Source organism: Eilatimonas milleporae (genome assembly GCF_003688555.1).
In the GTDB taxonomy this organism is placed as follows: Bacteria; Pseudomonadota; Alphaproteobacteria; order Sphingomonadales; family Kordiimonadaceae; genus Eilatimonas; species Eilatimonas milleporae.
The window spans coordinates 796,578-814,980 of record NZ_REFR01000009.1 but is presented as its reverse complement, the minus strand read 5'-3'; the positions used below and the strand labels follow the sequence as shown (position 1 = coordinate 814,980).

General features: G+C 65.0%; 15 protein-coding genes. 12 read left to right on the top strand and 3 right to left on the bottom strand.

All coding sequences use genetic code 11. The features are described from left to right. Window positions 1–100 precede the first annotated feature (100 nt). Together BXY39_RS04345 and BXY39_RS04340 are read left to right on the top strand one after the other, a co-directional pair. The gene (locus tag BXY39_RS04345; protein ID WP_147453466.1) at window positions 101–940 is read left to right on the top strand and encodes a hypothetical protein; all 840 of its coding nucleotides are present in this window, start codon (window positions 101–103) and stop codon (window positions 938–940) included. Between the two features lie 22 nt (window positions 941–962). Then, window positions 963–1,292 carry a hypothetical protein gene (locus BXY39_RS04340; protein WP_121937572.1) on the top strand — a complete coding sequence of 110 codons (330 nt, stop codon included), beginning with the start codon at window positions 963–965 and terminating at the stop codon, window positions 1,290–1,292. Between the two features lie 146 nt (window positions 1,293–1,438). Here the strand turns inward: BXY39_RS04340 and BXY39_RS04335 are convergent, their stop codons facing one another. Beyond that, window positions 1,439–1,918 (bottom strand): Lrp/AsnC family transcriptional regulator, encoded by a 480-nt coding sequence (locus BXY39_RS04335; protein ID WP_121937571.1) that lies wholly within the window; start codon window positions 1,916–1,918, stop codon window positions 1,439–1,441. Window positions 1,919–2,061: 143 nt separating this feature from the next. Here BXY39_RS04335 and BXY39_RS04330 point away from each other — a divergent pair, with 143 nt between their 5' ends. Beyond that, window positions 2,062–2,433 carry a hypothetical protein gene (locus BXY39_RS04330; protein ID WP_121937570.1) on the top strand — a complete coding sequence of 124 codons (372 nt, stop codon included), beginning with the start codon at window positions 2,062–2,064 and terminating at the stop codon, window positions 2,431–2,433. Window positions 2,434–2,442: 9 nt separating this feature from the next. On the opposite strand, the gene BXY39_RS04325 is transcribed toward BXY39_RS04330, so the two are convergent. Further along, on the bottom strand, window positions 2,443–3,174 hold the full coding sequence (locus BXY39_RS04325) for an IclR family transcriptional regulator (RefSeq protein WP_121937569.1): 732 nt from the start codon (window positions 3,172–3,174) through the stop codon (window positions 2,443–2,445). A gap of 115 nt (window positions 3,175–3,289) precedes the next feature. On the opposite strand from BXY39_RS04325, the gene BXY39_RS04320 reads away from it, so the two are divergent. The 6 genes from BXY39_RS04320 (at window position 3,290) to BXY39_RS04295 (ending at window position 14,870) form a co-directional block, all read left to right on the top strand. Continuing rightward, window positions 3,290–5,461, top strand: a complete 2,172-nt coding sequence (locus BXY39_RS04320; RefSeq protein ID WP_170163616.1) for a TonB-dependent receptor — start codon at window positions 3,290–3,292, stop codon at window positions 5,459–5,461. Window positions 5,462–5,575: 114 nt separating this feature from the next. Then, window positions 5,576–7,024: an MFS transporter gene (locus BXY39_RS04315; protein WP_121937567.1), complete on the top strand. Its 1,449-nt coding sequence runs from the start codon at window positions 5,576–5,578 to the stop codon at window positions 7,022–7,024. 12 nt (window positions 7,025–7,036) lie between these two features. Beyond that, window positions 7,037–7,957: an amidohydrolase family protein gene (locus BXY39_RS04310; RefSeq protein WP_121937566.1), complete on the top strand. Its 921-nt coding sequence runs from the start codon at window positions 7,037–7,039 to the stop codon at window positions 7,955–7,957. Then, complete coding sequence (locus tag BXY39_RS04305) at window positions 7,957–9,567, top strand: class I adenylate-forming enzyme family protein (RefSeq protein WP_121937565.1); 1,611 nt, start codon at window positions 7,957–7,959, stop codon at window positions 9,565–9,567. Before BXY39_RS04310 ends, BXY39_RS04305 begins: the two co-directional genes overlap by 1 nt. Beyond that, window positions 9,557–12,601 carry an FAD-binding protein gene (locus BXY39_RS04300; protein ID WP_121937564.1) on the top strand — a complete coding sequence of 1,015 codons (3,045 nt, stop codon included), beginning with the start codon at window positions 9,557–9,559 and terminating at the stop codon, window positions 12,599–12,601. Before BXY39_RS04305 ends, BXY39_RS04300 begins: the two co-directional genes overlap by 11 nt. A 736-nt stretch (window positions 12,602–13,337) precedes the next feature. Next, complete coding sequence (locus tag BXY39_RS04295) at window positions 13,338–14,870, top strand: alpha/beta fold hydrolase (protein WP_121937563.1); 1,533 nt, start codon at window positions 13,338–13,340, stop codon at window positions 14,868–14,870. Between the two features lie 291 nt (window positions 14,871–15,161). Here the strand turns inward: BXY39_RS04295 and BXY39_RS04290 are convergent, their stop codons facing one another. After that, window positions 15,162–15,821, bottom strand: coding sequence for a tyrosine-type recombinase/integrase (locus BXY39_RS04290; protein WP_121937562.1), 660 nt, complete (start codon window positions 15,819–15,821; stop codon window positions 15,162–15,164). Between the two features lie 433 nt (window positions 15,822–16,254). Between BXY39_RS04290 and BXY39_RS04285 the strand changes: the two genes are divergently transcribed. The 3 genes from BXY39_RS04285 (at window position 16,255) to BXY39_RS04275 (ending at window position 18,334) form a co-directional block, all read left to right on the top strand. Continuing rightward, complete coding sequence (locus BXY39_RS04285) at window positions 16,255–16,992, top strand: response regulator transcription factor (RefSeq protein WP_121937561.1); 738 nt, start codon at window positions 16,255–16,257, stop codon at window positions 16,990–16,992. A 135-nt stretch (window positions 16,993–17,127) separates the two neighbouring features. After that, window positions 17,128–17,382 carry a gas vesicle structural protein GvpA gene (gene gvpA, locus BXY39_RS04280; protein ID WP_121937738.1) on the top strand — a complete coding sequence of 85 codons (255 nt, stop codon included), beginning with the start codon at window positions 17,128–17,130 and terminating at the stop codon, window positions 17,380–17,382. Between the two features lie 181 nt (window positions 17,383–17,563). After that, the gene (locus tag BXY39_RS04275; RefSeq protein WP_147453465.1) at window positions 17,564–18,334 is read left to right on the top strand and encodes a hypothetical protein; all 771 of its coding nucleotides are present in this window, start codon (window positions 17,564–17,566) and stop codon (window positions 18,332–18,334) included. The last annotated feature ends 69 nt before the right edge of the window (window positions 18,335–18,403 follow it).

Genomic DNA, 18,403 nt, shown 5'->3' with positions numbered 1-18,403 from the left:
CCGGATGCCCCCGGACGCCATTACCATTTCAGCCGGCGCGATGTTCCGCCTGCCGCAAGGACGGCCCGCCGCCGCCATCAACAGAAAAGGATGCCGATCAATGACTTTGCTTGTAAGAATGCACGTCTATTCCGGCAGGCCCGACCCCGTCTGGATCGTGCCCGAACAACATACGAAAAAAATCCTGCCCAACCTCGAAGGCATGCAGGGCGCGGGCAAGCCCGCCGGGCACCGCATGGGGTACAGGGGATTCAGTGTCCTGCGGACGGATGCCGGGCAGTCCGGCCGCCCCATGATCGTGGACACGCCGGGCTCCAATGCCTTTACCGGGACATTCGTGTCCGGCGCCCCGGCGATTGAGGAATATCTGCTGTGGACGGGTAAAAAAGCCCTGAGCGACCGTTTGTCCACCCATGCCCGCCAGGCGATCGAAGCCGCCGTGCCGCCGGCCGAACAGGGCATGGAAGCCCTGTCCTGTCCGCCTTGCCGCGGCGAGGACGCCCCGGCCTATGAGCCCGACTGGTGGAATGACAATGCGGACAGAAAAGCAACGAACAATTGCTATGCCTATGCCAACAACCAGGCCACCAACACCTTTCCCCAGCCCGGGCGCGGCAGCGGGCAGATGTTCACGTCGCTCACCTGTCTCGGCGATGACGGTGTTACGGCGGCGTCTGTCCGGGACGGCCTGGTCGACGTGCCCGATTTTTCCGAGATGACGCCCGGCTGGTATGTGGCACTGGTGATCTGGCCCGATGAGGATTATCATTGGTACCGGCAGGATTCGAACGGATGCTGGTCGCACAAGCCGGGCATGACCGATGTCATCAATGTCGACCATGCCGGCAACCGCATTACCGACCCCATGACGGCGGACCGGGGGCCGTACACGACATTCTGCACCTATATGGTCACCAATTCCGGTGTCACCATTGCCTGAGGGTGAAGTCTGAAACGTGTGTGTGACCGTGACCGCAGACCTGTATTCCGGACGGCCGAACCCGTCATGGGATGTGACCGGCGACACGGCTGAACGTGTCGCCGGTGCATTGCGTGCATTGCCGCCCGGCGGCGATCCGGCCGTGCGCCCGCCCGGTCTCGGCTACCGTGGCATGCGGGCCGAAATCGTCAGCGGGGACGGCACGGATGTCTGGTGCCTGTATGGCGGTACCGCCCGTCACGGCGACGGCCTGTTCACGGATCGGGGCCGCGCCGCCGAACGGATGCTGATCGACACCGGGACCGGCACACTGACGGCTGCGAGCCTGACGCATATATCGGGCACATTCTAACCCTTTGCGGTTGGTGCCGGCCGCACAGTCCGGGCGCTTCGGCAATCATCATTCAGCAGTCGTCGCCCATCAATCATCGTCACTATGGTTTGCGGGCACGTATTTATGAAGGATGCGCCGGACCGCCTCTGCACACCGCTGACGGCTTAGACAGGCATGTCGGCGATGGGCAAGGCGGATGTTTCCTTGGTCGTCGATACGGCGATCATCGAATTGATCTCCCGCACCGCCGGCAGCTGTGACAGCCTGTCGAAGAACAGACGTTCATAGTCCTTGATATCCTTCGCGACGACGCGCAGCAGGAAATCGACCTCCCCCATCAGGACATAACACTCCTGCACCTCCGGCAGGACGGCGATGGCGCGCTTGAAATCATCCAGCGCATCGCTTTGGTGCGTTTCCAGTTTCACATGCGCGAACACCAGCACACTGAGGCCCAGCTTGTCCCGGTCCAGAAGGGCGACACGGTCCCTGATGACGCCGTCGTCCTCAAGCCTGCGGATGCGCCGCCAGCAGGGCGACTGGGACAGGCCGACGGCTTCGCCGACTTCCGCCGTGGAGGCGCCGCCATTGGCTTGCAGAAAGCGCAGGATTTTCCTGTCATAGGCATCAAGAGACTGTGGCATGATTTAATCTCTCTGGACTATTTTAGTGCATAAATTATGCAGAAAAATATGGCTTTCCACAATATTGGAAAATTTTATGCCGGCTCTCTGGGATATATTACCTGCCTATGATCTGTCATGGCTTTCAAACGGGGAAGACGCTCATGGTTCTGCCGGATTGCAGTGCCTATACATTTACGCTCAGCGGTGCGGACGATCCGGCGACCCTGCCGCGTGTGCTTGAACCTTTTGCCGTTCTCGGGCTGGCGCCGTTCAGTGTGCAGGCGCGCCGCGATGCCGGTATGCTGCGGATTGACCTGTCCTTTACCGGGCTTGATCCGGACCGTGCCGAAACCTTGTGCCGGCGGATCGGCGCCATCGTTCTGGTGGCCGAGGCCCGCATGCGCCCCTGTGCGCGCCCAGACGCCGGTACCCAACCAGACTCCGGTGCCCACCCAGAGCCCAGTGTCCGCCCAGACTCCAGTGTCCGTCCTGACACTTCCGTCCGCCCGGAAACAGACGTGGCGGCGGCATGATCGTGCCGGTCAGGTGAATTTCCTCACCGCGTTGGACCGGCACAGAATATTGACGAGCGCCTGTTCCCGGGCGTGAACCCGTTGCTTGGGGCCGCCCAGGCTGATCACCAGATCCTGTGCGCCGAACGCGTCGGTCAGGGGGGCGGCGATGGCGCCCACATCGCTCAACACCGTGCCGTAACTGATGGCACAGCCGCGCCGGCGGACTTCTTCCAGTTGGACGCGGATGGTGTCCAGCGCCGGTATGTCCAACTGGCGGGTGGCGCGGTCGTGCAGGCGTGCCAGTTCCTGCGACGGCAGAACGGCCAGCATGGCGTGGCCGACGGCGCTGGTCCACATGGGGAAGCGGAAGCCCGCCTGTACGGTCAGCGAAATCGCCTGCGAACTTGTTTCCACCTTGACCGCTTCCATCTCCAGATCGTTGCGCATGCTCAGAACCACGGTTTCGTCGGTTTTTTCCCGCAGGTCCCGGATCATCGCCAAAAGTCTGGGGTCCCGGATGATCGCATCCAGAATCCAGTCCGACATATGCTGCAGTTTCGGGCTGGGAAAATAGGTCCGCTTCTTGCGGTCGATGGTCATGTATCCAAGGGCCGTCATATCGCGCAGCAGGACGTTCAGGCTGGATTTCGGGCAGTCCAGATGCTCGGCAATGTCGCTGGCCGACAGGGGATGCTGACTCTCGCGGAACAGTTCCAGCATCTGAAACAGGCGTTTTGTTGCCAGATTGGGTTCTTTCATGTCATCAAATCCATATATCTGTCTGATAAAATCAAATATAGCGATTTTCGTTGACGGTCAATGTCAGTGCTTAAAGCATTGCGGCAAAGCAGACAGGGAACAGGAGGGGAAACCAATGTTCAATTATCGCCCGGCCCGCTTGGCAGGAAGCGTGGGCTCTACCGTTCTGATGGCATTGTTGGCGTCACCGTCGCTCAGTGCGCAGCAGCAGGACGACACCGAGACGGACACTTTGTCGCTGGATGAAATCGTCATCACGGCGGAGCGCCGCGCCGAATCCATTCAGACGGTTCCGGTGGCGGTGTCCGCTTTTGACGAAAACACCATGCAGCGGCGGCAGATGCTGGACACCAAGTCGGTGATCTTCAACGTGCCCAATCTGACGGGTAACAGCAATGTGGGCCAGCAGACCGCGACGACCTTTTTCATTCGCGGGGTGGGGACGACCGAATCGCTTGCCACCGTCGACACCACCGTCGCCGTCTATATCGACGATGTCTATGTGGCGCGTCAGGGTGTCAATAATTTCAACCTGTTCGATGTGGAACGGATCGAGGTTCTGCGCGGACCGCAGGGCACCCTCTATGGGCGGAACGCCACCGGTGGCGCGGTCAAGGTGGTGACGAAGGAACCGTCTGCCGAACCGGAGCTGAATGTCGATGCCGCTTACGGCAATTACGACCGCTACCGTCTCCGTGTATCGGGCAACGCCCCGCTGGTGGAGGACAAGGTGTTTTTCCGGGGCGCGTTTCTGACCGAACAGGGCGACGGCTTCACCGAAAACGTCGTCCTCGATCGGGATGTCAACGACCTGAACTATTTCGGGGCGCGCGGCGCGTTGAAATTCATCCTGTCCGACAGGGTTGAAGCCACGATTGCCGCCGATTGGAGCCGCGATGAACAGAACGGCATGTACGGTGTCGACATCGGCAATATCACCCGCCCGTCCTCGGGCGATCTGTTCGTCTCCAACAGTGGCGAGGATATCGAGAACGTTGCCGAAACCTATGGCGGCAGCCTGCATGTCTCATGGGATATAAACGATAACTGGAATCTGGAAAGCATCTCGGGCTACCGGACGACGACACAGCTTTACAATCTGGATATCTCCGATCAGCCGGTGCCGATTTTCCGGCTCAGCTCCGATGCCGAGTCCGAGCAGTTCACCCAGGAACTGAAAGTGCAAGGCACCATCGGCGACAGGCTCGATCTGGTGGCCGGTCTGTTCTATTTCACCGAGGAAAGCGACGTTTTCCTTCAGGATGACTTCGCCCCCGGCGGCCTGACGGAACCGCGCACGCCCATTCTCGTATCCGACCGTTTCTATAACGTGCAGACGGACAGCTACGCCGCCTTTGCCCAGATTGACTATGACATCACCGACCGGCTGACCCTGATCCTCGGCGGACGCTATACGCGTGACGAAAAAGCCATCGAAACCAATCAGATCATCAATGGCAATCAGGGCTTCAATGATGACGCGCTGCGCGCTCTCGGTGTCGATCTGGAGCCCAATTTCGGTGAATTCACGCCCAAACTCGGGCTGGATTTTCAGGTCACCGACGACTGGCTGACCTATGCCTCCTACACCCGGGGCTTCCGCAGCGGCGGCTGGCAGGCACGCGTCAACAACGCGGCACAGTTTCTGAATTTTCCGGCGGAAATCGTCGACAGTTACGAGATCGGCAGCAAGGCCAGCCTGTTCGACGGGCGGGTTCTGTGGAATGCGGCGGCGTTCTTCGCCGAATATACCGATCTGTTCAATTCGGTCCCCGGCGCCGACAACACCTTTCTCGTGGCCACGGCGGACGCTGAAATTTACGGTTTTGAAAGCGAACTGACCTTCCGGGCCAATGAATGGCTCGACCTGTTCGCCAATTTCGGCGTGCTTGAGACCAGCTATAAGGAACTGGAGCCCGCCGTGGACGCCCAGCTGGGCGATGAATTGCAGCGCTCCCCGTCCTTTCAGGGGAAAGCCGGATTTTCCGTCGACTATCCCATGGCGAACGGCGACAGCTTTCTGGTGAACGGCGATGTGTTCTACACATCCGAATTTTTCACCAACCCGCAGAATGGCCCCTTTTCGCAGACCGGTGACTTTGCGCTGGTCAACGCCTCGGTCGGCTATCGTTTCGACGACGGGCGCTACACCATTTCCGCCAACTGCCGCAACTGTCTGGACGAGGAATATTTCGACAGCATTCTCAGCTTCCCCGGCGCGGGCTTTGTAACCGTGTACCCCGGCAATCCCCGTTTTTACGAGATTGCCGTCAGCCTGCGCTTCTAAGCCGGCTCCCCGGCCGGACAGGCCGGGTCGGTTCCGTGATAGGATACCGGTCCGGCCAGCCCTTGCGGGGGCTGCGGAACAGTGTTTGAAACAGGACAGGCTTGCCACACCCCCATGACCCCGACATCCGCTTCCCGACCGGCCGGTGACAGACCGGAAGGCGTATCATCCGCCCCTGCGCGGCGCACCGGCCCGGCGGCCTGGTATGCTCTTTTTGTACTGTTCGTCGCCTATACATTTTCCTTTATCGACCGCACCATTCTGGCCTTGCTGGTCGAGCCCCTGAAACAGGATCTCGCGCTCAGCGACACGCAGGTCAGTCTGCTGCACGGGTTTGCCTTTGCCATTTTTTACACCACGCTCGGCATTCCCATCGCCCGCCTTGCCGACCGCATGCCCCGGCGTACCATCATCGTCTGGAGCGTCGCGGTCTGGTCCGTGGCCACATGCCTGTGCGGCCTGGCGGGACGGTTCGCCCATTTGTTTCTGGCCCGTGTCGGCGTCGGCGCCGGCGAGGCCGGCCTGTCGCCCGCCGCCTATTCCATGATCGCCGACATGTTTCCGCGCCGCCTGCTGGGTCGTGCGCTCGGCCTTTACAGCATGGGGGTCTATGTGGGGGCCGGCCTCGCCTTTCTGGTCGGTGGGGCGATTGTCGGACGGGCGCTGGCCGCCGGTACCCTGTCCCTGCCGCTGGTGGGCGAGTTGAAGGCATGGCAGGCCATTTTCTTTATTGTCGGCGCGCCCGGCCTGCTGGTGGCCCTTCTGATGCTGACGGTGGCGGAACCGCCCCGCAAGCAGGCCGCGCCCGCCCGGACGCACCGTTCGCTCACCGCCGTCTTCCGCTTTATCGCGGCGGAGCCGGGCACCTTCCTGATGCATTTTGCCGGCTTCTCGGCGCTCGGACTTTTGTTCAATGCCTTCATCGCCTGGTCGCCGTCGCTGCTGATCCGCCAGATGGCGTTCACAACGGCCGAGGCCGGGGCGCTGCTGGGCCTTGGTATTTTGGTGTTCGGCAGTCTCGGCATCGTTGCCGGCGGCGCCTATTCCGACTGGCTGGAACGGCGCGGGAGGGCCGAGGCGCCGCTGCTGACCGGGCGTCTGGCGGGCGTGTGGCTGCTTTTCGCGGGTATTCTGCTGCCCCTCGTCGAACATACGGCGGCCAAGGCGGCGCTGGTGGGGCTGTTCTTTTTCTGGGCTGCGTTTCCCTATGCGGCGGCGGCCGCGGCCATTCAGATCGCCGCGCCGCCGGCCCTGCGGGCGCAGATGTCCGCCGTCTATCTGTTCTGCCTCAATCTGGTCGGCATCGGTGTCGGGGCGACACTGGTCGGTGTGCTGACCGATTATGTCTTCGCCGATCCGGCGGCGCTGCCGTGGTCCATGGCGGTGACGGCGGCGATCAGCGCGCCCGTGGGGGTGCTGTGTCTCCATCTCGGCTGCGCGCCCTTCCGCCGCAGTGCCGCGGCCCGGACGCGGGAAAACGCCGATGCGGGCGCGGGAACAGCTTCTGAAACAACGGCCGGCTCACGCGCCGGATCCGCCCAGAACAATTTTTTGGAAACATAGGGACAGTCCTTCATGACTCAGGCCATTGATATTGTCGTCAATCAATTTTCCCCGGTCGAGGTCGCGCGCGGCCAGACCGGTTTCGACGCCGACTTCATGACACAGGTGCGCATGCCGGAAGACATGCGCGGCGGTGTCACCATGACCGATTATCTCAAAAAGATGGACGCGGCCGGGATTGAACGGTCCCTGCTGATCGCCGTTCGCGCCGGCGACCGCCGGATGAAAGGGTCTTTCCAGATCCCCTATGACCAGGTGGCGCAGTGGTGTCATGCCTATCCCGACCGGTTTTCCGGCCTTGCCGGGGTGGACCCCTTCATGGGGATGGAACAGCTGCGCGATCTGGAATACGCCGTGCGGGAGCTTGGCTTCGTCGGCGCGCACAGCTACCCCCACTGGTTCCGCCTGCCGCCGGACGCGGCCCAGTGGTACCCCATCTACGCCAAATGCTGCGAACTGGACATCCCCATCATGATGCAGGTGGGCCAGAACCTGATCTATCAGAAGGATGTGCGCCTGCCGTCGGTGGCCCGGCCCATTCTGCTGGATCAGATCGCCATCGACTTTCCCGAGTTGACGCTGATCGGCATCCATATCGGCGTGCCGTGGACGGACGAGATGATCGCCATGGCGTGGAAACATGAAAATGTCTTCATCGGCATCGACGCCTATGCGCCCAAACATCTGCCCGCCAGCCTCAAACACTATATGAACACCTATGGCCGGGAAAAGGTGCTGTTCGGCACCGACTGGCCGGTCATCGACCCCGAGCGCGCCGTGCGTGAAATGCGCGACCATGCGTTCCGCGCCGAGGCCCACGATCTCATCATGCGGGGCAATGCCCTGAAAATATTCGACTTTGACCGTGTGCCGGCCAAACATATTCCCCTGGCGGGTGCCGGACCTTTGACCGACGATGGAGACGGGGCCTGATGACGGTGGTGCCTCCTTTGACCCGCGCCCCGGACCATCCTCCGGCACACTCCGGGACACGCCCCCGGACCCGCTCTTTGGGGCGGCCCCTCCTGCTGACCGGTGGCGTGCGCGCCGCCGCGCGCCGGGCGCCGGACAAGGTGGCGCTGCGCCAGGGCCGGCGCCGCCGCACTTACGGTGACCTGATCGCCGCCATGGACCGGGTGGCGGCCTATGGTTTGTCCCTCGGCCTGCAAAACGGTGACCATGCCGCTCTGATCGCACCCAACTGTCTGGAATATATGGAAATTGTCGGGGGGTTGAGCGATATCGGCGTGGCGGTCGCCACCCCCAGCTACCGGCTCACCGCCTCTGAGCTCACCGCCATACTGCTGGACTGCGGCGCGAAACTGGTGATCATTGACGCGGCGACGCGGGACCGTGTCGACCTGTTGTCGGGTCTGCCGGGACATGTAACCGTTGCCACCGTCGCTGATGTGGCGGACTTTGCCGGCCCGGTAGGGCTTGTCGACGGGCCGGTCGATGAGGGCCAGGCTTTTGCCATTCCCTACACCTCCGGCACCACCGGTGCGCCCAAGGGGGTGATGATCTCCCACCGGGCGCGGGTCATGACCTTTTACGGGATGGCGGCGGAATATGGCTGTTTCGGGCCCGACTGTCATTTTCTCGCCATCGCGCCGCTGTGTCACGGGGCCGGCTTTGCCTTCGGTTTCGCGCCGCTGTTTTTCGGCGGCACGGTCGAGGTGATGGAAAAATTCGATGCCGAGACCGTGCTTGCCCGCCTGCATGAGGGCGGCTTTGACGGCGTCTTCATGGTGCCGACCCATTTCAGGGCGATTTTCGATCTCGATGCGGATGTGCTGGCGCGCTATCACGGCCATGATCTGAGCGCGATCATCTCCAACGCCGCGCCCCTGCCGCAGACGATGAAGGAGAAAATCGTCGCCTATTTCGGCCAGGGCCTGTTGCACGAGACCTACGGCTCGACCGAGGCCGGCATCGTCACCAATCTCCGCCCCGTCGACCAGCTGCGCAAGACGGCCTGTGTCGGTCTGCCGTTCCCGGCGACCGAGGTCCGGCTGCTCGACGATGCCGGGCAGCCGGTGCCGGCGGGCGAACCGGGCGAGCTGTTCGCGCGCGGTCCCAGCCTGTTCAACGGCTACTGGCAGCGGCCGGACGCCGACGCCGAGACCATCGTCGACGGCTGGGTCACGGTCGGCGACATTGCCGTCGCCGATGACGAGGGCTATATCCACATCATCGACCGCAAGAAGGACATGATCCTATCCGGCGGGCTCAATATTTACCCGAAAGAAGTGGAAACCGTGATCAACCGCTTGCCCGGCGTGGCGGAAAGCGCCGTCATCGGCGTGCCCGACGACCATTGGGGCGAGGCGGTCAGGGCCTGCGTCGTGTTGGCCCCCGTGAATGCCGGAGATGCCAGGGATGCCAGGGATGCCGGCGACGCCGTCACCGCGGACACGGTGATCGCGGCCTGCCGCGAGGCCCTGGCCGGTTTCAAGGTGCCGCGCTCGGTCGTCTTCCTCGACGCACTGCCGCGCAACGCCGGCGGCAAGATCCTGCGCCGGGCCCTGCGCGATGCCGGCTGACACGGACACCGATCCCGGCCTGGCCCCGGCCGGGTCGGAGCGGCCTGAGACAACGGAGGCGCCGCAGTCGCCAGACCTATCGGATACAATGGACCGCCGCGCGGCCCTGCGCCGCAGGGCCGAGGCCGCCGGCCTCCTGCCCCTGCTGGATCAGAGCGCGGAAACCGCCGCCCTGTTCCGCCACGACGTCTTCGCCCGCGCGGCGCACCCGCCGCTCGGCGTGTTCCGGGTCGCGGCACGCGGCGATGTGCAGGCGGTGATGCGGCTGGCGCGGGAGGCGGCGCTGGATGTGGAGGTGCGCGGCGGCGGCCTGTCCTACAGTGGCGGCTACCTGCCGCAGACCGACCGGACGGTGACGCTGGATATGCGCGGGCTGGACGGCATTACGGTCGATCCGGCGGGACGCTGGGTCGCGGTGGGGGCAGGGGTGACATGGGCGACACTGCGCGACACGCTGGCGGGTACGGGACGGCGTGTCGCATTGCCGGCGCCGGTCTCGGGCAGTGTGTCGACGGTGGGCGGCGCGATCCGGCAGGGATTGCCGGGCAATATGGACGCGGTGCTGGCGGTGGAAATCGTGCTGGCGGACGGCCGGGTTTTGCGCACCGGCGGCCTGGCTTGTGAGCAGGCGCCGGTCTTTGATGGCGGTGCAGGCGCGCCGCAAGAAGAGACTGATATATCAAGATCTTACTGGCGCGGGCAGGGGCCTGATCTGACCGGGCTGTTCATCGGGGATTGCGGGGCGCTGGGCGTGCTGACAGAGGCGTGGCTGGCGCTGGAGCCGGTGCCCGGCCACAGCGAATATGTTTCGGCGGTGTTCCCGGACACGGCGGCCTTCGCCGCCGCCTTTGCCGCTGTCAGCCGTGAAGGAGCCGGAGCCGGAGCAGGGCCGGGCACGGGGGTGCGGGCGTATGGCATGGACCCTGGGCGCATGGCCGGCGCGGCGCTGCCGGACGGGCGCGAGCGGCTGCGCATGGGGCTAAGCCTGCTGGCGGCGGCGCGGGGCCTGGGCGACCTGATACGGCTGGCCGCCATGGGGGTGCGCGCCGCCCTGTCGCCGCGATCGGTGACGGCGCCGGCGGGCTGGGGCCTGCATCTGATCGTCGAGGCCGGGAGCCGCGGCGCCCTGCGACAAGCATCGGGCCGCGCGGCGGCGCTGATGGCGGCCCACGGCGGCACGGCGATCGCGGCGGCCATTCCGGCGGCGCTGGACGCCCGGCCCTTTTCGGTGCGCGGCATGCTGGGCCGCGCCTATGAGCGCTGGGTGCCGGCCCACGGCATTTTCGAGCCCGACAGGGGGCCCGCGGTCCTGCCCCTCCTGGAGGCGCACCTGCGCGAACGCATCGCGGCCCACGCGGACAAAGGCTTCACCGCCGGCTTCCTGATCGTCGGCGGCAGCGGCGCGCCGATGGTGATCGAGCCGATGATCCTGTGGCCCGGCCGGCTGAACCCCCTGCACCTGGCCAGCGTGCCGAAAGCCCGCGCGGCGGCCGGTCATGCCCGCCATGATCAGGCATCCGGCGATGAGGCACCCCATGGGGCCGCCGGCGACCAAACACCCGGTCACCGGGCTGCCGGCCTGCATGCGGCAGGCGGCGATGAGGCATCCGAGCAGCGGATCACCGGCCATGAGGCCGCCATGCCACACGACCGGGCCGCCGGCGACAGCCCGCCCGAAGGTCAACTGTCCGACAGTCCGATATCGGGCAGCATATCTGACAGCAGGATATCCGGCGGTCAGGGGCCGGATGGCGCGGTGTCGGAAAGTCCGATGCCGCAAAGTCCAATGTCAGAGGATCCGGCACCCCAGAGCGCGACATCCGGCGGCGTACCCATGCAAAAGGGGGCCGGGCAGGGCGCATCTTTTCAAAGCGCATCCCGGCGCAGCGGTGCCTTTGAAGATGCGGCTTTCCGGGGTGAGCCATCCCAGAACGAGCCATCCCAGAACGAGGCACCCCAGAACGAGGCACCCCAGAACGAGGCACCCCAGAGCGGGGCATCCCAGAGCGGGGCATCCCAGAGCGGGGCATCCCAGAGCGGGGCATCCCAGAGCGGGGCATCCCAGAACGAGGCACCCCAGAGCGGGGCATTTCAGGGCGAGGCATTTCAGGGTGCACCGTTGCAACGCGATTCCTCCCGAGATCCGGCCCCCCAAGGCACGCAGCCGCAAAGCGGGGACCCCCACGGCGCGGCCCGCCAAAGTGAGGCCGCCCATGGAGCCGCTGGCGCTGCCGGTGCTGTCGGCGTGGGCGAAGCCGGCGACGCTGGAGACGACACTGGTAGCGACACTGGTAGCGACACCGGGCACGACGCGGTGGCGGGGGAGATCCGTGACGGGCTGATCCGGCTGATCGACAGCCTGGGGGGGCAGCATGTGCAGCTGGGCCGGCGCTATGCCTATCTGGAGCGCCTGGGGCCGGCGGCGCGGGCGCTGGTGACGGCGCTGAAGACGGCGGCGGACCCGGACGGGCGGCTCGCCCCCGGCACGCTGGGGCTGGCGCCGCGCACCGCCCAGACCCCGGACACATTCGGGACCCCGGGTACGCCCGACATCCCTGACACGCCCGACACCCCTGACACACACGGAACCGCCGGCCCGGCAGCCGACACGCCCAGGGCGTCAGATGGAGACCCGGAAAGGGGCGCCCAGACAGCCAAATCCCTGATAGTCAAATCCGAGCAGTCCGACACCCCAGCGGCTGGTATCTCAGAGGCGGACACCCCAGCGGCCGGCACCCCAGCGGCCGGCACCCCAGCGGCCGACACCCCAGAGGCTGGTATCTCAGAGGCCGGCACCCCAGAGGTCGATACCCCAGAGGCTGGCACCCCAGAGGCTGGCACCCCAGAGGCCGGCACCCCGGAGGCTGGCACCCCGGAGGCCGGGACCCCAAAGGGCGGCATGGTTGAGGGCGCCGGGGGGACGTCGGGCGGAGAGGCGGCCACGGGGGCCGCGCCCAGTTCGTCCGGCGCGGCGGGGGCGGTGGCGTCAGCCGAGGCGGCCGGTGCCGCCGGCGCGGGGCGTGGCGCCGCATGATGGGCAGGCGCCCATGGTGAAGCGGGTGAAGCGTATGATGCGTTGTCGCAGGCGGCAGGGGACAGGCGGCAAAGGCCAGGGAGAACAAGGCCAAGAAGGCACAAGTGCAGGGGTACAGGGGCAGGGGTACAAGGGCGGCGGCAATCGCCATGGGCCTTTTTCCCGCAGCCAATGCCAGGACCAGCCCTGTGCCGGTGCCGGGATCATGCGCATCCTTCCGGCCTTTCCGCACAGTGCCGCCCCTGGCTGCTATTGGCCGCCACCGGCCGCCACTGGCCGGACCTGCCCGGAGGGATCAATGCAGGGATCGGTGCGGGGTGAGTGATGCGGCGCGATCGATGTGACGCGATCGATGTGTTTGGGGCGATGCCCGATCCGGCCCGGTGGGCGGGGTCGGTGGCCGAGGTCAGGGGTGCCGTCCCTGGCTGTGTGTGGACCTTGCCCATGCGTGGACCCTGTGTGTGCGTGGGTCTTGTTTGAGTGTGGACCCTGTCTGTCCGTGAACCGGGCGGCGGGGGCGCCCGTCCGGGCAGGAGGCTGCGCGGGGCGGCATGCCCCATGCTTCATGTCCGTTGGGGGGCTCCTTCGCGGGTGTTTGGCACGGTGCGGGACCGGGCCCCTGATGGGCCTGCGATGGCTCTGTGAGGGCTCTGTGAGGGCTTTGGGCAAGGCGGGTTGAAGGTGGACAGCATAAGGGCGTGCGTGCGGCCCGAGCCCTGTAGAGGATGAGAGCGGTATGAGCAGGCATGGGAACGGACAGACGATGCGCCGGGGGTTCGTCACGGTGGACGGGCGGCGGGTGCATGCGCGGGCCATGGGCCGTGGGCCGGTGCTGGTGATGCTGCATGAGTGCCCGCGCTCGTCCCGGTCGCTGGTGCCGCTGATGCGCGCCCTGGCGGAGCGGTTCTGCTGTATCGCCCTGGACACGCCGGGCTACGGCCTGTCGGACCCGCTGCCGGAACGGTTTGCCGGGCCGGCGCCGTTCGCCGCCACGGTTCTGGGCGCACTGGACGCGCTGGGCATTGACCGGGCGGGCCTGTATGGCACGCACACGGGCGCGGCCATGGCGGTGGAGGCGGCGCTGACGGCACCGAAACGCGTCGCAGCGCTGGTTCTGGACGGGCCGCCGGCCTTCACCGAACGCGAGCGGGACAGCATGCTGGCCCACTATCTGCCGCCGCTGGAGCCGGTGCGCGACGGCAGCCACCTGACGGCGCTGTGGAGCCGGGTGCTGGACCAGCATTATTATTTTCCCTTTTACGACCGCCGGGCCGATACGCGCATGCCGGCGCGGCCCCTTGATCTGGTGTTCATGACCGTGACGGTGCTGGGATTTGCCGACGCGGGCGACCATTACCGCGACGCCTACCGCATGGCGATCACCTACCCCACCGCCGAGCGGCTGGCGCGCCTGACCGGGGCCGGCGGGGCGGATGGGACGGATGATTCAGGCGTGCCGGTGCTGTTGTGCAGTGCCGGGGACGACCTGCTGGCCGGGCACCTGGAACGCCTGGCGCCGAAGGGGGCGGCCCTGCCGCCGGGCTGGTCGCTGGGCCTGTTCGACGACGGGGACGGCCGGGCGCGGCTGATTGCCGGCCTGCGGCCGCTGGACACGGCCGACCGGCGGGACGCGGCGGACCTACGATTTGACGCCGCGCCCTTTTTCCAAGGCGTGCCCGGTGAGAATGCCCAGACTGAAAAAGACCAGACTGAAAAAGGTCAGGCTGAAAAAAGCCAGGTGGAAACATTTCAGGGTGGGACGGTTTACGGCGACTGGATCGCCGATGACCGGGGCCGGCCGGTGGCGGTGTATCACCGGCCCGGGTTCGGCCAGTCCGACGGCGGGACGGCATGGCCGCCGGAGCCCCCGACAGACCCCCCTATAGACCCTGTGACAGCTCCTGCGGCAGCCCCGCAGGACTGGCTGGACAAGGACCCGGCGGCATCACATGGCAAGCGGGACGACAGGGCGTTCTGGAGGCTGCTGCTGAAGGCGGGGCTTGCGGGCGCGGTGCCGGTCTCCGGCGAGGGTGGATCGGATGGAGGACTGGCGGATGGGGGAGTGGCCGACACGGGCCTGTCGCACATGCTGCCCCCCTTGCATCCCCTGTCGCCGGGCGGCGGGCATGTGATCGACGCCTGGTTCACGGCGCGCACCATCGTCGAGGAAAGCGGGGCCTGCCCGCGCGCCGAGCGGGCGCTGGCGTGGACCGGAAAGCTGGCGTCCCTGTTGATGTGGACCCAGGTGCGGGCGCACACGGCACTATAGCGGTCTGGGTCATAGAGATGCCCGGCCGATACAGGGGGCGGGACGCTAGAAGACGGATCTGGGCAATAGACGGGTCTGGATAATAGAGCGGGTTGGGCACCAAGGGCGGCGGTTTGTCACCGTCTGGTGCCAGGGGTCCGTCCGCGCATTCCAATGATTCCAATGAGTTCGGAGGTGCCGGATTGTCTGGATATCCGGACTGTCCGGAGCTTTTGGGGTGTCGGGGCGGTGAGGGCGGGGCGTTATGGGCCGCGATCTTCTATCGCGGCGGAAAACGCCGGATGGAGCGGTCTAGAGCCACATGCGGGTGTTGATCTGGCGTTCCTCGTCACCGAGGGCGTCGGCATAGATGGCGGTTGTCGCCAGCTTGGTATGGCCGAGCCAGCGTTGCACCAGATGCAGGGGCAGGCCCTTGGTCACGGCGGTGACGCCGAAGCCGTGGCGCAGCCCTTTCGGGCTGGCGGCCGGCCCCTTGACACCGGCCTCGCACAGGACGCTTTTGATCAGGCGCCAGGCATGGATGCGCGACCAGTCCCACAAGGGGTCATGCAGTTTGCATTGCCGGGACTGATCGGTCTGATGCTTTTGGCGGCCATGGATGCCGTGCACCCGGTCAAGGTCCACCAGCACATCCTGCGGTACCGGGACCAGCCGAAACATCTGGGCGTTGCGTTTTTTCAGCGTGCGGAAGATCAGCGCGCCATGTTCGAAGTCAACGCGGGAGGCGTCCAGCTCCAGGGCTTCGGACAGGCGGCAGCCTGAATAGGCCAGTGTCGCGCACAGCGTGTAAACAGTCGGGCGCCGGGACAGAGCGATTTGCAAGGCGGCTTTTCTTTCCCGATCGGTTACATATTTGCGCCGGCCCTGCGGGTCGTAAAGACTTTGCTGTCCATACGGGTCAAATTTGGCGTCCGAACAGCCGGTGAACGACTTGGAAAAATCGTGGTGCATGTGTTTTACCCCCAGGATTACAGTGGACTTTAAAAAGTGTAGTTACACTAATCTTTAGGTTTTTTTGAGTGCAACTTTATCAGATATACGGTTTCAACAGTCTTGTTGCGCGTCATGCTCAAAATCTCCGCCCGGGAGGCACAAGATCGCGCTTAAGTAATTGATTCACAATAACAATAAACTGCCAATCAAGATACCTGACAGATCACAACATAGTTCCTTTTTTGCTTAAGTCACGGGCAGGGCAATTCACAAATTTTATACGCATTTGAAATTGTTTTGTGCCCGTATGGATAGCCCTTTGTTTTGCTTGGCCTTTTTTATTGCGCCAAGATCGCTTAGAGGTTGCTTTTTATCTGATTCTGTTACCGTCCGGACATGCCCCCCAAGGGGTACCGCACTCATCCTTGCCAGCAATGAAATGGAGTGACGCATGTCGGGTAACATTTCGGAAGACCAAGTCAAATCAACCGTCTACATCGCCCTATCCAATCCTGTGGCCAATCCTGTGGCCAACCCTGGTTCCAACCCTGGGATGATCCCGCCGCAGGTCCGCGCCGATCTGGAGGCGGCGGGGTTGACCCTGGTGACCGTCGCCAGCGGGACAGAGCTTCTGGAGCGGTTCGATGCGGACGGGCCCAGCTGCACGGTGCTGGACATTCTGCTGCCGCCGTCCGGCGGGCTGGACATTCTGGCCAAGCTGCGCGCGCGGCGGGCGGGCGCGCCGGTTCTGATGGTGGGGGACACCCCCGGCACCCGCGTCGCCGTCGAGGCCATGCGCATGGGCGCCCGCGATGTGCTGGAAACCCCGCTGGACCCGCACCTGCTGCAAACGCGCGTCCTGGAACTGGTGCAGGAAGATCGCGGCACCGTGATCGCCGAGAAGGCCTGCGCCGACCGGCGGCACCGGATCGACACCCTGTCGCGACGGGAGTCCCAGGTGCTGGACCATGTATTGCGCGGCCTGTCCAACAAGGAAATCGCCCGTGTGCTGGAGGTGAGCCCCAAGGCGATCGAGTGTTACCGCGCCGGCATGATGCGCAAGCTGGGACAGCGGTCGTCCATCGTCATGGCCGGCTGGGTGTCGCGCTGCCCCAGCTGCATGGCTGTACCGCTGTCATTCGAAAATAATCTCCAAAAAAAGATCATGACTAAATCAAACCAAATATAAAATATTCATGTCAACCTGTGGAAAACACCAAATCAATATCATGATCATACTAAATTTATCATCGAGAAATTTTGTGTTTTTCTGTGGGTGTTATTTGAACAAACCGGCTCATTGATGAGCACCAAGGAGAAAAACATGGCCATTGAAAAATCCGCAGCCTCGAACAGCCTCGCCGAGGTGATTGACCGCATCCTTGACAAGGGCATTGTGGTGGACGCCTGGGCCCGGGTTTCGCTGGTGGGGATCGAGCTGCTTGCCATTGAGGCGCGCGTCGTTGTCGCCGGGGTCGATACCTATCTGAAATATGCCGAGGCCATCGGCCTGACGTCCAATGCGTCGGAAGCGGTTGCGGTGGGCGTCGGCGCCAGCCCCGAACCGGCGTATCTCTGAGCCCGCCGCAGGGACCGCGTGGCGGCCGGGCCCCCCGCCCGGCGTCCTGCCCCGGAGCCGGTTTCGCGTCCACCCCGCCGTCAGGCCGGGGCCGGGCACGGCGAGCCGCGCGGTCCCGGCCGAGCCGGAGTTGCCCGTTTCACCCCCGTTCGTTTGATCCGAGTGCAAGGAGCCGAGGGCGATGCCCAGTCCCAGAGAAATGTCCAGCGTCACAGACCCGCACGATCTGAAAACCGAAATCAGCCAGGCGGCAGAGCAGCGCGATATGGACACCATGCTGCGCGCGGCCGAGGCCACCGCCCGCCGGGCCGCCGTCGACGCCCTGCGTGCCCAGTCCCGGGCGCAGATGGCCGGCATCCGCCGGGACCTGAAAGACGTGTATGGCAAGCGCCGGTTCGTCCGTCTGCGCATCCGTGACGAGATGCGCGCCCAGTTGATGAATTTGAACGAGGATGTGGAGCGCCTGCGCGCCCAGGTGCGGCACACGCTGGAGAGCCTGAAGGCGCAGACAGCCGACCTGGCGAGCGAGCGCCGGCGACGGCTTGCCGAGACCTATAGCGGCATTGCCGAGGAGACGGCCAGGCGCCGCAGCGAGACCCGCCGCATGCTGGACCATTTCAGTCAGGCCCGGCTGGACCGTTTGCAGCATATGAGCGGCCGGCTTGGCGCCTACCGGGCGTCCCTGCGCGACAGCACGGCGGCCGTGCTGGATGCCTACCGTGCCGAGCGGGCGCGCCAGCGCGCCACATGGCGGGCCATTCGCGGCCGGCGCACGGCCCGCCCCGTGCCGCCCGCCCCCATCACCATGGCGGACCCTTTGGAAGCGCCGGTGGAGGCGCTGGCCCCTCTGGCTGGCGATGTCCCCTTGGCTGGCGATGTCCCCCTGAAGGGCGATGCTGCCGGCAAGACCGCCAAGGGAACCACCGGCGGGGTCACGCGAGCGGCCACCTGAGAGGCAGGACCCGCCCAGGGCGGGCAGGTCGCCGCATGACACGGCAGGCAGCATTGGCATGGCAGGCAG

What these genes read in the sequence shown, in the direction of transcription:
- BXY39_RS04345 (WP_147453466.1), top strand. Translation starts at nt 101, where the DNA reads ATGACTTTGCTTGTAAGAATGCACGTCTATTCCGGCAGGCCCGACCCC.
- BXY39_RS04335 (WP_121937571.1), bottom strand. Translation starts at nt 1,918, where the DNA reads ATGCCACAGTCTCTTGATGCCTATGACAGGAAAATCCTGCGCTTTCTG.
- BXY39_RS04330 (WP_121937570.1), top strand. Translation starts at nt 2,062, where the DNA reads ATGGTTCTGCCGGATTGCAGTGCCTATACATTTACGCTCAGCGGTGCG.
- BXY39_RS04325 (WP_121937569.1), bottom strand. Translation starts at nt 3,174, where the DNA reads ATGAAAGAACCCAATCTGGCAACAAAACGCCTGTTTCAGATGCTGGAA.
- BXY39_RS04320 (WP_170163616.1), top strand. Translation starts at nt 3,290, where the DNA reads ATGTTCAATTATCGCCCGGCCCGCTTGGCAGGAAGCGTGGGCTCTACC.
- BXY39_RS04315 (WP_121937567.1), top strand. Translation starts at nt 5,576, where the DNA reads ATGACCCCGACATCCGCTTCCCGACCGGCCGGTGACAGACCGGAAGGC.
- BXY39_RS04310 (WP_121937566.1), top strand. Translation starts at nt 7,037, where the DNA reads ATGACTCAGGCCATTGATATTGTCGTCAATCAATTTTCCCCGGTCGAG.
- BXY39_RS04305 (WP_121937565.1), top strand. Translation starts at nt 7,957, where the DNA reads ATGACGGTGGTGCCTCCTTTGACCCGCGCCCCGGACCATCCTCCGGCA.
- BXY39_RS04300 (WP_121937564.1), top strand. Translation starts at nt 9,557, where the DNA reads ATGCCGGCTGACACGGACACCGATCCCGGCCTGGCCCCGGCCGGGTCG.
- BXY39_RS04295 (WP_121937563.1), top strand. Translation starts at nt 13,338, where the DNA reads ATGAGCAGGCATGGGAACGGACAGACGATGCGCCGGGGGTTCGTCACG.
- BXY39_RS04290 (WP_121937562.1), bottom strand. Translation starts at nt 15,821, where the DNA reads ATGCACCACGATTTTTCCAAGTCGTTCACCGGCTGTTCGGACGCCAAA.
- BXY39_RS04285 (WP_121937561.1), top strand. Translation starts at nt 16,255, where the DNA reads ATGTCGGGTAACATTTCGGAAGACCAAGTCAAATCAACCGTCTACATC.
- gvpA (WP_121937738.1), top strand. Translation starts at nt 17,128, where the DNA reads ATGGCCATTGAAAAATCCGCAGCCTCGAACAGCCTCGCCGAGGTGATT.
- BXY39_RS04275 (WP_147453465.1), top strand. Translation starts at nt 17,564, where the DNA reads ATGCCCAGTCCCAGAGAAATGTCCAGCGTCACAGACCCGCACGATCTG.